Origin of the sequence: Mesorhizobium sp. 113-3-9, from assembly GCF_016756515.1 — a bacterium.
Lineage (GTDB): Bacteria > Pseudomonadota > Alphaproteobacteria > Rhizobiales > Rhizobiaceae > Mesorhizobium.
Genome location: NZ_AP023246.1, coordinates 6510521 through 6524971 on the forward strand (window position 1 = coordinate 6510521; position 14451 = coordinate 6524971).

Consider the following 14451-nt stretch of genomic DNA (forward strand, 5'->3'; position numbering starts at 1 on the left):
TCAGTTCCTCCAGCCGCCGATGGCCGCGTAGGGCTCGGGCGTGCGGATCGCGAGTTCATGGAAATCGCGGAAGCCGAGCGCCGCCGCCGCCAGCACCTGGACGCGCAGGGCCTCGCCGACCGGAGCCGGCGCCAGGGCACCGCCATGCTCGGTCACAAAGGCTGTATGGAGATCGCCCGCGCGGAACGAAGCATGGCCGAGGACCCGCATCAGATAGTCGACATTCGTCCTGACGCCGAGCACGGCAAGCATGTCGAGGGCGGCTATGGACCGCTCGATCGCCTCGTCGCGGCTTGCGCCGTGAACCACCAGCTTGGCGAGCATCGGATCGAAGTCCGACGTCACCTTCCTGCCCTGGTCCAGCGCGTTCTCGAAACGGAGCCAAGGCTCCTCGGGCACCCCGATATACGCGATCGTGCCCGTCTCCGGCATGAAGTCGCGTTCCGGATCCTCAGCGCAGATCCGGCACTCGATCGCATGTCCGCCGATCTTCGCCTCGTCCTGCCGAAGCGGCAGTCCCTTGCCCGCCGCGATCTCTATCTGCGCGCGGACAAGGTCGAGGCCGGTGATCATCTCGGTCACTGGGTGTTCGACCTGGAGGCGGGTGTTCATTTCGAGGAAGAAGAAGCGTCCATCCGCGCCAAGGATGAACTCGACCGTTCCTGCATTGCTATACTTGGCCGCGGACGCAAGACGCACCGCGGACGCACAGATCTCGTCGCGTAAGCCTGCCGGCAGGTTGGTGGCTGGTGCCTCCTCGATGATCTTCTGGAAGCGGCGCTGCACCGAGCATTCCCGTTCGAACAGGTGGATCGCCCCGCCTTCGCCGTCCCCCAGCACCTGCACCTCGATATGGCGAGGGCGCTCGATATAGGTTTCGGCATAGATCCGTCCGTCGCCGAAATAGCGCTGTGCCTCGCTGGCCGCGAGGGCGGAGGCGCGGTGCAGTTCGCCGGCTGAGCGGACAATGCTCATGCCCTTGCCGCCGCCGCCGGCCGCGGCCTTGATGAGCAACGGAAAGCCGATGGTCTCCGCCTGCCTCGTGAAGTCCTCTATACTGTCCGTCGGCATGACGGATGGCGCGACCGCGACGCCGTTCGCCGCCGCGAAATTGCGCGCCGAAATCTTGTCCCCCATGAGCGCGATTGTCTCGGAATCCGGACCTATGAAAGTCATGCCGGCCTGCGCCACGGCGGCGGCAAAGCGGGCGTTCTCGGACAGGAAACCATAGCCGGGATGGATGGCGTCGGCTCCGACGGCAATCGCCGCCTCGACTATCCGGCCGATGTCGAGATGAGCCGCGACAGGCGTCTGACCCTCGATCTCGACGGCTTGTGAAGCCATGCGCACATGCCGGGCGCCTGCCTCGACACGATGATGGATCGCCACGGACTGAATGCCCATGGCATCGAGGGTCCGGAAGACGCGACAAGCGATCTCGCCCCGATTGGCAACCAGGACCTTCTTGAACAAAGGGGTCTCGCTCATGGGGCGACATCTTCCTGCCAGGCAGCCAACGGTCCGTCCAGGTCGAGCCAGACGGCGGGAACCTCGATCGGGATATCCATCAGGATTTGCGCCAGGGCCTTGCCCTGCGGATCATGGCGCAGCGAGGCGATGCCGCCCCCGCCGAGGCCCTGATGCAGGAGGAAATTCAAACCTTGCAGTCCGGGCCAGTCGTAGCGGACCACCTTGCCATTGGCGAAATGCGCGAAGTAATGCCGGACGGCTTCCTCGGTCAGGCTGCGGCGGATCCATGGGAGATAGTCACCACGCCTTGCCAGAACGCCGATATTCCCGATGTCGCCCTTGTCGCCGCTGCGACCGTGGGCAAGCGCGATCAGCGGGACGGCGGCGAGAGCAACGCCCGCGGCATCCGCGTCGGAAACGCTCGTCGACCCGCGAACAGACAGGCTTGCGCCGTCGTTCGGGGTGAAGGGGGCGACGACAAGGCTCGTGCCGCCGATCTCGACCGTCGCCGCGATGTCCCCCTTGGGGACGAGGAAGGAGAACAGCCGGATGACCGGCTGCGGCTCCGGGCGGCCGCCCGCGAAGCCGGTGATGCCCTGCGCCATCGCGGTGGCGGTCGGATAGATCTCGCGCGCGAATATCCCGAGCGCATCCTTCTGCGGATGGCGGACGCCGATCTTGAGGATCACTTCGCGCGCGCCGGTCGCGCGGGATTGGGCGCCGTAGTTCGATTCAGCGCCCAGCAGCTCGATCGACGTCTCGGCGAAACCGCCGAACCCCGCGGCGTGCATGAGCCGCTCCGACCGCTTGAGGATCGCCTCGCCGGTTGCCCTCGCCTTCGCAGCGGCATGACGTCCCGCTATCATCATGGTGGCGCCGGCGCGGTAACCGTCCGCATAGGTCGCGCTTGCCTTGTAGCTTGCGGTGGGCGCGGCGCCCCGGGCGCCGGAGACGCGGACACGCTCGGTCCCTGCCTCCTCGAGCTTGACCGCGCTCCAGTCGGCGACCACGTCAGGCAGGATGTAGCGGCTCGGATCACCCACCTCGTAGACGATCTGCTCCGCCACCGTGCGTGGCGTGACAAGCCCCCCGGTTCCGGCAGGCTTGGTCAGGACAAAGCTGCCGTCGGCCGAGCATTCCGCGATCGGAAAGCCCATGTCGTCCCAGCCTTCCACCTCTCGCCAGTCGGTGAACACGCCGCCCGTCGCCTGCGTGCCGCATTCGACGACATGGCCGGCCAGGCTGCCGGCTGACAGGAGATCATAGTCGGTCGGCCGCCAGTCGAACTCGTGGATGAGCGGCCCCAGCACGATGGCGGAGTCGACCGCGCGCCCGGTGATGACAACATCAGCTCCGGCATCCAGCGCGGCCGCAATCGGAAAGGCGCCAAGATAGGCATTTACGCTCGAGAGTGACGCCGGCATCGGCGCATCCGAGAACATCTCGCGAATGCCCTCGGCGCGATAGCGGTCGCAGGAGGCGGACAGGTCGTCGCCCAGCACGACGGCGATCTTCAGGTCCACCCCCGCTTCGGCGAAGACGGCCTGCAGGGCTTCGCGACAGGCAAGGGGATTGACGCCGCCAGCGTTTGTGACCACCCGGATTCCCCGCTCCGCGATATCGCGCGCCAAGGGTCTCATGACCATCGAAACGAAGTCGGTGGCATAGCCGAGTTCCGGCCGCTTCGCCTTCATCCGCACCAGGATCGACATGGTGATCTCGGCCAGATAGTCCATGACGAGATAGTCTATCCCGCCAGAGCGGACGAGCTGCGCCGGTCCGTCCGGGCTGTCCCCCCAGAACCCGGCGCCGCAACCGATGCGAACGACACGGCCAGCCGCGCTCATTCCGCGGTCCATTCCGGCGCGCGCTTCTCGTTGAAGGCTGAAAGTCCCTCGCGGGCGTCCCGGGTCCGGACCATGTTGGTCAGCATGAACTGTGCGTATTCGAGCGCGCTGTCCGTCGACATCTCCCGGATCTTTGCCAACGCCTGCTTGCCAAGGCGGATACCTGTGGGTGACTTGTCCACGACACGCGCCAGCAGCCAATCGAGCCGGGTATCCAGCTCTGCGGCCGGCACCGCATAGTTGACCAGATTTTCGGCGGCGGCCGCGCCGGCCGTCATGGCCTCGCCGGTGATGCAGAGCTCCATCATGCGGCGATAGGAAACCGTTCGCAGCAAATAAGGCAGGATCATCATGGGAAAGAGCCCGACCTTGACCTCAGACACACCGACCAGCGCATCCTCGCGCGCCACGACCAGGTCACACGCACAGACAAGCCCGAAGCCGCCCGCTAGCGCGTGGCCGTTGACCCGCGCAATCAGCGGCAGGCGGCAGGCATCCATCCGGCGCAGCAACCGCGCCACATAGTGGCGCGGATCGGCTGCATCGATGGTGAACGGCGTTCCGTCCGCCTGCAATTGCAGGTCACCGCCAGCGCAGAAGGCCTTGTCGCCGGCCCCGGTCAGGACCACCGCGCGTACATCGCGATCGGCTTCCGCCATGTCGAGCCCCGCCTCGATACCGCGCGCCACGGCCTCATTAAGCGCGTTGCGCCGCGCCGCGCGATCGATGGTGATCCACAGGGCCGCGCCACGGCGCTCGATTTTGACCGGCTCCTCCACTCGTCCTCCTTGATCGCTGGCATCGGCAAGCACATAAATGAATTGAATTCATCAGCGTTGTCAATCGCGGCAGCAAGAACATTCCTGTGAAAATTTTGGCAATTGCACTATCATACGCCTTGGTGAATGGCCGGTTGACAACCTCTTCATCATCTGATGATGAAATTGTCTCATTAACGGCTGATGCAGATTGGAACCTTTGGAAGAGGGAGGAAGGACGCCAGATGAGCGACGCCACGGGACAGACTGATCCGGCCGCCCGCTTCGGTCTCGACGCCGAACAGCAGATGATCCTCGACAATGCGGACCGCTTCGCGCGCAACGAATTCTATCATCTGTCCGAGCGCATGGACGCGGAGGAGTGGTGGCCCGAAGACGTGTTCCCGAAAATCGGCGACAACGGCCTGTTCGGGATCACGATTCCGGAAACCTATGGCGGCGCCGGGCTCGATCTCGTCGCGGCCGGGCTGGTGCTGCAGGGCTTTGCCCGGTGGAACCATGCGATGGCTCTTGCCTGGGTCGCGCATGACAATTTGTGCGCCAACAACATCTACCGCAATGGTAGCGAGGACCAACGGCGGCGCTACCTGCCGGACCTTTGCGCCGGACGCAAGATCGGCGCGCTGGGGCTGACCGAGCCGGGGGCAGGGTCCGACGCGCTCGGCGCCATGCGCACGACCGCTCGCCGCGACGGCGGCCACTACGTCCTGAACGGCAGCAAGATCTACATCACCAACGGGCCGGTCGCCGATGTGCTGCTGATCTACGCCAAGACCAGCCGGGACAAGGGGACGCACGGTATTTCGGCCTTCATCGTCGAGAAGGGCATGCCGGGCTTCACCGTCGCCCAGAAGCTCAACAAGATGGGATATCGCGGCAGCCAGACCGGCGAGCTTCTGTTCGAGGACTGTCGCGTTCCGGCCGAAAACCTGGTCGGCGGCGAGGATCGCGGCGTTGCCGTCGTGATGAGCGGCCTGGACCTGGAGCGCGCGATGATTGCGCCGCTGTGCCTCGGCGTGGCCGAGCGCGCGCTGGAGCTCTCGGTCGACTACGCCAAGACACGCAGGCAGTTCGGCAAGCCGATCGGCTCTTTCCAGATGGTCCAGTCGATGCTGGCCGACATGTATGTGCAGGTGGAAACCGCGCGCAGCCTCACCTACCGCGTCCTGGCCGCGGCCGCGCCGCTGGAAGTCGGCGGAGGCGGCCGCGGCGACATCCACATGCTGACGGCCGCATCGGTGATGTACGCGGCGGAGGCCGCCCACAAGGTGCTCGATCTCGCCGTGCAGATCCATGGCGGAACCGGCTATATCTGGGAGTCGGAGATCAACCGCCTGTTTCGCTCCACGAAGCTGATGGAGATCGGGGCCGGCACGACCGAGGTTCGCAAGATGATCATCGCGGGCGAATTGCTGAAGGGGATGGACCGGTGAGCGAGCTTGAAGCCGAACCTTTCGGGTTAACCGAGGCCGAACTCGCCGAACACCCTACTGTCTTTGCCGGCGGCACATTCGCGGGCAAGGTTGTGGTGGTATCCGGCGGCGCCGGAGGCATCGGCCGCGCGACAGCCTGGCTGTTTGCCCGGCTCGGGGCGCATGTGGTGGTGGCCGGACGCAGCGAGGGCAAGGTCGCCGATGTTGTCGGCGCGATCGGCGCGCGCGGTTTTCCGTGCAGCGGCCATACGGTCGATATCCGCGAGCCGGACAGCGTCGCGGCTTTCTTCGATCGCGTCTGGACCGACCATGGCCGCATCGACGCACTGGTCAACAGCGCCGGCGGCCAGTTCCCGCAACCCGCGATCGACTTCAGCGTGAAGGGCTGGAACGCCGTCATCAACACCAACCTCAACGGCACCTGGTTCATGATGCAGGCGGCCGCGCGCAAATGGCGTGATGCCGGCGCGGCAGGCAACATCGTGAACATCGTTGTCGTGACGACCCACGGCCTCTACGGCGTGGCGCATTCGATCGCCGCGCGATCCGGCGTCATCGGATTGACACGTAGCGTGGCGGTCGAGTGGGCGCCGCTCAACATCCGCGTCAACTGCGTTGCTCCGGGAGCAATCGAAACCGAGGGCTGGAAAGTGTACACGCCAGAGGCGCGGGCGGCTTATCCGCGCTCGAACCCGATGATGCGACCGGGCGACGTCTGGGACATTGCCGAGGCCTGCGTCTATCTGGCGGGGCCGTCGGGCAAATATATCACCGGCGAGCTGCTGACGGTCGACGGCGGCAGTCAGCTCTGGGGCGAGACCTGGACAACCGGAAAGCCCGACTACTTCAAGACGCCGGAATAGTCGATCCCCTCGCTCAGGGGACGGTCACCACGATCTTCCCGCTTGCCCGGCGCGCCGCGAGTTCGGTAATCGCGTCGGCACCGCGTTCCAGCGGAAAACGGGCTGATACGACCGGCTTCACATGGCCCTGCCGGTAGAGCGCGAAAAGCTCGGCCAGCGCCTCGCGATGACGCCGCGGGTCGCGCTCCATCGCCGCCCCCCAGAAGATGCCGAGCACATCGCAGCCCTTGAGCAGCGGAAGGTTGAGCGGTATCCGGGCTATGCCGGCCGGGAAGCCCACGACGAGGAAGCGGCCTAGCCAGGCGATGCCGCGCAGGGCAGGCTCGGAATAGGCTCCGCCGACCGGATCCAGGACCACGTCCGCTCCGCCGGAGCCGCAGAGCTTCTTGAACTCGGCCGCGAGTGCCTTCTGACCGTCGCCTTCCGTCAGCCGCGCATCATACACGACGCCCGCATCCGCGCCGAGGCTGATGGCAAGGTCGACCTTCTCCTTGCTCGATGCCGCGGCAACCACGCGCGCGCCGAGCGCCTTGCCGATCTCGACGGCGGCAAGTCCGACGCCTCCGGCGGCCCCCAGAACAAGCAGCGTCTCTCCGGCCTTGAGGCCGGCACGGTCGACCAGCGCGTGGTAGGATGTGCCGTAGGTGAGCAGGAAGGCCGCCGCCTCGTCGAGAGGCATGTCGTCGGGTATGCGGGCGCATCGCCAGGCGTCCACCGCCACCTTCTCCGACATCGCGCCCCAGATCGTCATCGCCAGGACGCGGTCGCCAGGCGCGAAATCCGTGACGCCCTCTCCCACGGCTTCGACCGTTCCAGAAAACTCACCGCCGGGGGCGAAGGGCCGCTCGGGCCGGAACTGATACCGATCGGAGATGATCAATGAATCCGGAAAATTGACGCCGACGGCGGCAACGCGCACGAGCAACTGGCCGGGCCCCGCGGCCGGCTCGGCGACATTCTCCAGCACCAGCGTATCGGGACCGCCGGGAGCCTTGCTCAGAAGGGCTTTCATGATTTGAACACCGTTCCCGTGACGAGTTTCATGTAGACATCGACGACAAAGGCCGGCGGCCGCGTGAAATGACCGTCGACAAAGCAGAACCGCGCGCTGAGATACTCGCGCGACGACAGCAGCATCTGCACCACCACCTCCAGTTCCTCCGGATCGGTGACGATCAGGTTGCCGCGTTCCAGTTCGAAAGCCAGCGCGCGGCGATAGCTTGCCGTCTGCTGGTCGAGATGCCGCCGGAAGCCGAGCGGCGCCTGGACGGGCCCCTCGCTGAGTATCTTGAAAAGGTGCGGCGCCGTCTCGAGAAATTCGAAGAAGGCGCTGATGCGCGCCCGTTCCCGCTCCAGCGCGTTGTCGGGCGCCGCGCGGACACGCGCCCTCACCATGTCGTGCAGCTTGTCGCTGATTGCAGGCAGCAGCTGATCCAACAAATCCTGCCGCGATTCGAAATAGTTGTAGAATGTGCCCTGCGCGACCTCGGCACGAGATGTGATGAGCGCCACCGAAGTCGCCGCATAGCCGGATTCGCCGACGATCTCCACGGCGGCGTCGAACAGGCGGCTGCGTGTCGCCTCCGCCTTTTCCGCGCGCGTCAGCCTGCCCTTCGTGCCTTTCGCTGGCGCGGCATGACTTCCGGATTCTCCCAGTGTGGCGGGACCATTCATGACGAAAAGCCTAGGTGCGGCCAGCCAGCCTGTCAAACAAAATGAATCATGAACCATGAGTCATTTTTGTTTACAACAGCGAAAATCCGGTTAGCATGATTTGCATCGGAGGCGGTCGAGGAGGATCGCCATCTCCGGCCGCGCCCAGGCGCTGTCCGGGCGGAACCCGTTTCCGGGCAAGCCGCGTTGATCGAGGGAGGAGGCCCCTGTGAGCATGAACGCATCTGCAGGCGATCTTCGCGCATGACCGCCCTTGCCGTCGGCCAGCAGCAGGTGTCGCGCCTGTTCGACGCGACGGATGTAGACGCGGTCCGCGCGGCTCTCGCGGATTTCGTGCGGGTCCAGACGAACGGCCCGGTCGAGATCGGGCCGCTGCGCCGTTTCACCGTCGGTTTTTCCTGGGTCACCTATGGCTTCCAAGCGAAATGGAGCGAGGGCGGACAGGTCCATCAGAAGGACCTCATCTTGAGGGTCGGCCCTCCGACCGGCATCTTCGGCCCCTACCGCGCCTATCCCGAGTTCGTCACCTTGCGCGCGCTTGCCGGCAGCGCGGTGCCGGTTCCACGGGTCTACTGGCACAGCGACGACGATTCTGTCCTGGGCGCTCCGTTCTTCGTGGCCAGCCTTGAGCCTGGCGAGGCGCCGATACCCTGGACGAAAGACGGGGGGCCGGCCTTCGACGATGCGCGACGGGCCGTGCTCGGCGAGCAGTTCGTCGGCGCTCTGGCAGCCCTCCATGGGTTTGAATGGCAGCGGACCCCCGTCGCGAATATCGACGGAACGAAGGATGTCCGGCGCGCCGCCGTCGATCAGGTGGATCACTGGATGGGCCTGCTCACCAGATGGTCCCCGGAGCGCGTGCCCATGCTTGAAATGGCGGCGCTGTGGCTGCGCGAGAATGCGCCCGTCACGAGACGGATCGCCATCACTCACGGCGACTACCGGATCGGCAATTTCCTGGTGGTGGAGGACCGTATCACCGCGATCCTCGATTGGGAGCTTGTCCGCCTTGGCGATCCGGTCGAGGATCTGGGCTGGATCTGCCTACAGGCCTGGCGGGGGCGCTCGCCCTATATGTGCCATCTGTTCGGGCGAGAGGAATTACGCGACCGTTACGCGGCGCTCTCCGGCCAGGAGGTAAGCCTGGCCGACATGGCCTACTGGGAGGCGTTCGGAACGCTGAAGCTCGCCGTCATGCATTTCGGCGCGACCGATTGTTTCGCCCGGCGCGGCTTCAACGATCTGCGCATGGCGGGCATGGGCGCGCAAATTCCCCGCATGCTCCTCCAGGTCGAGTCCGCAGTGGAGCGCGCCTCATGAACATCCCTCTTTCACGCCTCATCGAAGGTATCATCGCGACCATGCGCAGCGACGTAATTCCGCATGTCGGCGATGCCTACGCGCGCGGCCAGGCGGTCGGCGTGATCGATCTGCTGAACAACATCGCTCCCCGGGTGGAATGGGCGCAGGCGCCCCTGGCCGCGGCGGTCAGGCAGAAAGTCGACCTTCTGGAGAGTGTCTCCGGGGTCATTCCCGAATCTGCCATCGATGCTGTCGGAAACGATGCCTCGACCGCGGAGGCGCTCCTGGCGCGCAAGGCGGAACTCGATGCGGCGCTCGGGGACGTGCTGGCGCAGGCATGGCCGCGCCGCAGCGAGGAGGATTCCAGCCGGGCCGTCGCCGCGATCAAGGCACATCTGCACGCCGAGGCGGACGCCGAGTTGAAGAAGACGCGCAAGCCTCTGTTCGCGGAGATCGCCGGCGGCAAGGACGGCGCGAAACACGACTAGACCAATTCCAGGAGAAGCGTGGAACGGTTTTCCGTCCGGGATTGTGTAGGAATAAACAGTTGGGGAGTTCGGCGTTTCCATGAAACTGCGAGCTGCCCGTCAAGTCGCTGCAGGGAGGCGGTGACCATGGTCAGTCATCTCGATCCAAGGATGCCGGCACCCGAAGCCTGCGTTCAGCGTTACATGCTGGAACGCTGGGCGACGACGCAGCCGGACAAGATATTCGCGATCTTCGCCGACGGCTCGCGATGGACCTATGCCGAGACACTCGCAAGCACCATCCGCACGGCGAATGCGCTCAAGGCGCTGGGCGTTCGGCAAGGCGATCGCGTTCTGTGCTGGCTGCCTAACGGGGCCGACTGCCTACTCTCCTGGCTCGGGCTCAATTACCTCGGCGCGGTGTTCGTGCCGATCAATCTTTCCTATCGGGGCAACATCCTGGCGCACACCGTCAAATTGTCGGAAGCCCGGCTGGGCATCGTTCATGCCGAGTTGCACCAGAGGCTGGGCGATGTCGAGCGCGCCCGACTGGAGCAGATCGTGGTGCTTGGCGGCAAGGGACACCCGGTCCCGGGCCTGAGGGTGCACCAGGCCGAGAGCTTCACCTCGACCGACGACTACCCGCCGGCGCTAGAGCGGCCGATCGTGCCGTGGGACATGCAGGCGATCGTCTTCACCTCCGGCACCACCGGCCCCTCCAAGGGCGTGATGTCGTCCTACATGCATATCTACAGCATGGCCGTCTCCGCACCTTTCCTGGGCAGCGACGACCGCTATCTCATCCACCTGCCGCTCTTCCATTCCGCCGGCGTGATGCCGATCACCGCGATGCTCATCCATGGCGGGTCGGTCGTTGTGGTCGAGGCGTTCAGCACCGAGGACTTCTGGCCACTCGTGCGTCGCACCGGCGTCACCACGGCCATCCTGCTCGGCGTCATGGGCGGCTTCCTCCTCAAGCGCCCTCCGAGCGGGGACGACAGGGAGCACACGCTGCGGACCTGTACCTACGTGCCGCTCAACGAGACGGCGCTGGAATTCCATCAGCGGTTCGGCACCGAGATCCACACGCATTTCAATATGACCGAGATCTCGATGCCGATCGTCTCCGAGGCCAACCCCAAGGCGCTCGGAAGCGCCGGCAAGCCTCGCGCCGGCGTCCAGGTCAGGATCGTTGACGAGAACGACTGCGAGGTTGATGTCGGCGCCGTGGGCGAACTGGTGGTTCGCACGGATTGCCCGTGGGCGATGAACCACGGCTATGCGCTCGATCCTCAGGCGACAGTAGCCGCCTGGCGCAACGGCTGGTTTCACACCGGCGACGGCTTCCGGCGCGATGCGGATGGCAACTTCTATTTCGTCGACCGCCTGAAGGATGCAATCCGCCGCCGTGGCGAGAACATCTCCTCCTTCGAGGTTGAATCCGAGGTCCTGGCGCATCCTTCGGTACGCGAGGCCGCGGCGATCGCGATCAAGAGCGAGATCGCCGAGGACGAAGTCCTGGCGGTCGTGTCCCTGAAGGACGGCGCCACGCTCGACCCCGCCGAACTGATAGAGTTCCTGCGACCGCGCATGGCTCACTTCATGATCCCTCGCTACGTGCGCGTGGTGGAGGCCCTGCCCCGCACCCCGACCGCAAAGATCGAGAAGATCAAGCTGCGCGAATTCGGGATAACCGCCGACACCTGGGACCGTGAAGCCGCGGGGATCGTCGTCAAGCGCGAAAAGATCGGCGCCTGAAGCAGTCGTGCCCGATGCGCGGTGGCCCGAGAGGATGTCGCGCATCAGAACAAGAACCTGAGGCGAAGCCGGCGCGACGGCACCGGTCCTCTTCGACGGAGTCAGCCGTTCATGTTTGCAGAGCTCTCGGCGCATGCCGCCGCCATTCGAGACCGTCTCGTCGATTTCATGAACGAGCACGTCTATCCGAACGAGCGTGAATTGCTGGCGCCGCCGCCGGAAGACGAGCGGTGGGCGCCGCGACCGCTCGCCATGGCCCTCATGGCCAAGGCCAGGGAGGCCGGGCTGTGGAACCTCTTCTACAACCACGGGCCCGAGGGCGCCGGCCTGTCCAACTTCGAATACGCGCAGCTCTGCGAGATCTTCGGCCGATCCCTCGCCGCGCCGGAACTGTTCAACTGCAATGCGCCCGATGTCGGCAACATGGAGCTTCTCGCCGCCTATGGCTCGCAGGAGCAGAAGGATCAATGGCTGCGTCCGTTGCTCGCCGGCGAAATCCGGTCCTGCTTCGCGATGACCGAGCCCGCGGTAGCGTCCTCCGACGCGACCAACATCGAAACGCGTATCGAGAGCGACGGCAACGACTATGTGATCAACGGACGCAAATGGTGGGTGACCGGCGCGCCGTCGCAACGCTGCAAGGTCGCGATCGTCATGGGCAAGAGCGACCCTTCCGCGCCCAAGCACAAGCAGCAGTCGATGATCCTCGTGCCGATGGACACGCCCGGCCTGACGGTGGTGCGGCCGCTCACGGTCTATGGCTATGAGCATGCCCCGCTGGGTCACGCCGAGGTCGATTTCAAGGACGTGCGGGTCCCGGCGCGAAACATGCTCCTCGGCGAGGGGCGAGGCTTCGAGATCGCACAGGGTCGGCTGGGTCCGGGCCGGATCCATCATTGCATGCGTTTCGTGGGACTGGCGGAGCGAGCGGTGGAGAGCATGTGCAGGCGGGCCCGAAGCCGGTCCGCTTTCGGTTCGACGCTTGCCGAGATGGGCGGCGTGCGCCAAGCGATCGGCCAGTCCCGCTGCGAGGTGGAACAGGCACGGCTGGTCACGCTCAAGGCCGCATGGATGATGGACAAGCTGGGTAACAAGGCCGCCCGCAACGACATAGCGGTGGCGAAGATCGTCGTGCCGAGCCTGGCCGGTGCCGTCATCGACCGCGCCATCCAACTCCATGGCGGCGCGGGCCTGTCGCACGACTTCTTCCTCGCCGAGGCCTTTGCCGAAACGCGCTTCCTGCGCATCGGCGACGGACCGGACGAGGTGCATCGCGAAGCGCTGGCGCGCGTGGAACTGGAGCGACAGAAATGAACATTGCAGGAGCTCCCCTGGTTCAAGGACTCACCGCCGAATCGGCGGGGCGCACGATCGGCGAAGGCGACGTGAATCTGTTTGCCGGACTCGTCGGCGATTTCACGCCCATCCACGTCGACGAGACGGCGGCGGCCAGGTCGCCGCACGGCACGCGCATCGCTCACGGACCCCATTCGATGGCGACGGCGATCGGCATGGCCACTCATACCGGCCTGTTCGGTGAACGCGTCATAGGCCTGGTCAACCTGAATTGGGACTTCCTCGGCGCGGTGAGGCTGGGCGACACCATTCGCTCAAGGGTGACCGTGGAGGCATTGCGCCCGACATCGAAACCCGGTCGCGACCTCGCCACCTACGCGTTCGAGGTGCTCAACCAGAACGACGAGATCATACAGCGCGGCCACCTCAAGGTGATCGTCCGCGCCGACAAAGATGAGGAGACCCAGCCGTGAAAGACGGCCAATTCGTCATGCTGCCGCGGCACGAACTGCCGCATGAGCCGGACGGCTCACGGAACTTCAACGAAAGCGTCTATACCAACGCCTTCGACACCGCCTCGCCGGTCGGAGGGTGGATGCGCCTCGGCAATCGCGTGAACGAAGGATATGCCGAGCTTTCGGTGTGCCTGTACCTTCCGGATGGCCGCATCGCATGCCAGTTCGCCCGGCCGCAGATCACCAGCAATGACCGCTTCGACGCCGGTGGCCTGTCCTACGAGGTGATCGAGCCGCTGAAGAGCGTTTCCATGACTTATTCGGGCGACCTCATCATCGTCGAGGACCCGGAGGCCCTCCGCGATCCGGCAAGCCTGTTCCAGGGCGGCCAGAGGCTACCTGGACGCGCGCATTGGGTTCATGAAGCCGAATCCCCTGTTCACGGCGGCGAGCCCGCCGACGACAGCGTCCAGACGATGTACGGACGCGATTTCTCCTTGGGCCATTTCAACCAGCACGGCCGCGCCAGGGGAGAGATCCGTGTCGGCGATCAATCCTGGACGATCGACGGTCGCGGATGGCGCGATCATTCCTGGGGCCCGCGCTACTGGCAGGCGATCTATTTCTATCGCCTGTTCATCGCCAATTTCCCCAATGGCGACGGTTTCATGCTGCTGAAGATCACCGATCGCGCCGGCCGGGTGCGACGCGAGGGCGTCCTGCTCGTGGACGGGCGCTACGAGCCCGTGCTCGATCTCGACGTCTCCACCGAATGGACCGGGGATCGCGATCCCGCCTTTGTTCGCCTGGGCGTGCTCACCGCCAACCGCAAGGCCCGGATCGACGCCGAAATCCTGCAACTGGCGCCGTTGCGGAACCGGCGCCGGGCCGGCGATGAAATCCTTCTCTCGCGGATCGCCGAAGGCTTCACCCGGTTCCACTGGGACGGCCAGCAGGGACGCGGCATGACTGAGTATATAGAGCGGCTGGAAGACGGCAATCTTGCCGGGTTCCCGCTCTAACTATTTGTTTTACGCAATTCCGGACGGAAAACCGTTACACACTTTTCCTGGAATTGCTCTAGACCAGGACAGGCTCTGAAAGCCG

13 protein-coding genes are annotated in these 14451 nt (G+C 65.2%); 8 read left to right on the forward strand and 5 right to left on the reverse strand.

Features of this window, described 5'->3' with window-relative positions; genetic code table 11:
* Genes MesoLj_RS31455 through MesoLj_RS31465 form a run of 3 tightly spaced genes read right to left on the reverse strand, consistent with a single transcriptional unit; the run spans position 1 to position 4096 of the window.
* Positions 1 to 1488, reverse strand: coding sequence for an acetyl-CoA carboxylase biotin carboxylase subunit (locus MesoLj_RS31455; protein ID WP_202323757.1), 1488 nt, complete (start codon positions 1486 to 1488; stop codon positions 1 to 3).
* Positions 1485 to 3317, reverse strand: coding sequence for an acyclic terpene utilization AtuA family protein (locus MesoLj_RS31460; protein WP_202323758.1), 1833 nt, complete (start codon positions 3315 to 3317; stop codon positions 1485 to 1487). The genes MesoLj_RS31455 and MesoLj_RS31460 overlap by 4 nt, the downstream gene beginning before the upstream one ends.
* Complete coding sequence (locus MesoLj_RS31465) at positions 3314 to 4096, reverse strand: enoyl-CoA hydratase-related protein (RefSeq protein WP_202323759.1); 783 nt, start codon at positions 4094 to 4096, stop codon at positions 3314 to 3316. Before MesoLj_RS31465 ends, MesoLj_RS31460 begins: the two co-directional genes overlap by 4 nt.
* Before the next feature lie 224 nt (positions 4097 to 4320).
* Here MesoLj_RS31465 and MesoLj_RS31470 point away from each other — a divergent pair, with 224 nt between their 5' ends.
* Positions 4321 to 5529 carry an acyl-CoA dehydrogenase family protein gene (locus tag MesoLj_RS31470; protein WP_202323760.1) on the forward strand — a complete coding sequence of 403 codons (1209 nt, stop codon included), beginning with the start codon at positions 4321 to 4323 and terminating at the stop codon, positions 5527 to 5529.
* Positions 5526 to 6392, forward strand: coding sequence for an SDR family oxidoreductase (locus MesoLj_RS31475; RefSeq protein WP_140775029.1), 867 nt, complete (start codon positions 5526 to 5528; stop codon positions 6390 to 6392). The genes MesoLj_RS31470 and MesoLj_RS31475 overlap by 4 nt, the downstream gene beginning before the upstream one ends.
* Before the next feature lie 13 nt (positions 6393 to 6405).
* Here MesoLj_RS31475 and MesoLj_RS31480 read toward each other — a convergent pair whose 3' ends face one another.
* Positions 6406 to 7404, reverse strand: coding sequence for an NADPH:quinone oxidoreductase family protein (locus MesoLj_RS31480; protein ID WP_202323761.1), 999 nt, complete (start codon positions 7402 to 7404; stop codon positions 6406 to 6408).
* Positions 7401 to 8066, reverse strand: a complete 666-nt coding sequence (locus MesoLj_RS31485; RefSeq protein ID WP_202323762.1) for a TetR/AcrR family transcriptional regulator — start codon at positions 8064 to 8066, stop codon at positions 7401 to 7403. Before MesoLj_RS31485 ends, MesoLj_RS31480 begins: the two co-directional genes overlap by 4 nt.
* A gap of 243 nt (positions 8067 to 8309) precedes the next feature.
* Between MesoLj_RS31485 and MesoLj_RS31490 the strand changes: the two genes are divergently transcribed.
* The 6 genes from MesoLj_RS31490 to MesoLj_RS31515 all read left to right on the forward strand — a co-directional run bounded on the left by MesoLj_RS31490 (position 8310) and on the right by MesoLj_RS31515 (position 14366).
* Positions 8310 to 9386, forward strand: a complete 1077-nt coding sequence (locus tag MesoLj_RS31490; RefSeq protein ID WP_202323763.1) for a phosphotransferase family protein — start codon at positions 8310 to 8312, stop codon at positions 9384 to 9386.
* A complete protein-coding gene (locus MesoLj_RS31495; protein WP_202323764.1) occupies positions 9383 to 9856 on the forward strand; it encodes a hypothetical protein in 474 nt (157 codons plus the stop codon). The genes MesoLj_RS31490 and MesoLj_RS31495 overlap by 4 nt, the downstream gene beginning before the upstream one ends.
* A gap of 126 nt (positions 9857 to 9982) precedes the next feature.
* On the forward strand, positions 9983 to 11593 hold the full coding sequence (locus tag MesoLj_RS31500; protein WP_202323765.1) for an AMP-binding protein: 1611 nt from the start codon (positions 9983 to 9985) through the stop codon (positions 11591 to 11593).
* Positions 11594 to 11704: 111 nt separating this feature from the next.
* The gene (locus MesoLj_RS31505) at positions 11705 to 12907 is read left to right on the forward strand and encodes an acyl-CoA dehydrogenase family protein (protein ID WP_202323766.1); all 1203 of its coding nucleotides are present in this window, start codon (positions 11705 to 11707) and stop codon (positions 12905 to 12907) included.
* Complete coding sequence (locus MesoLj_RS31510) at positions 12904 to 13362, forward strand: MaoC family dehydratase (RefSeq protein ID WP_202323767.1); 459 nt, start codon at positions 12904 to 12906, stop codon at positions 13360 to 13362. Before MesoLj_RS31505 ends, MesoLj_RS31510 begins: the two co-directional genes overlap by 4 nt.
* On the forward strand, positions 13359 to 14366 hold the full coding sequence (locus MesoLj_RS31515) for a DUF7064 domain-containing protein (RefSeq protein ID WP_202323768.1): 1008 nt from the start codon (positions 13359 to 13361) through the stop codon (positions 14364 to 14366). Before MesoLj_RS31510 ends, MesoLj_RS31515 begins: the two co-directional genes overlap by 4 nt.
* Positions 14367 to 14451: the final 85 nt, after the last annotated feature.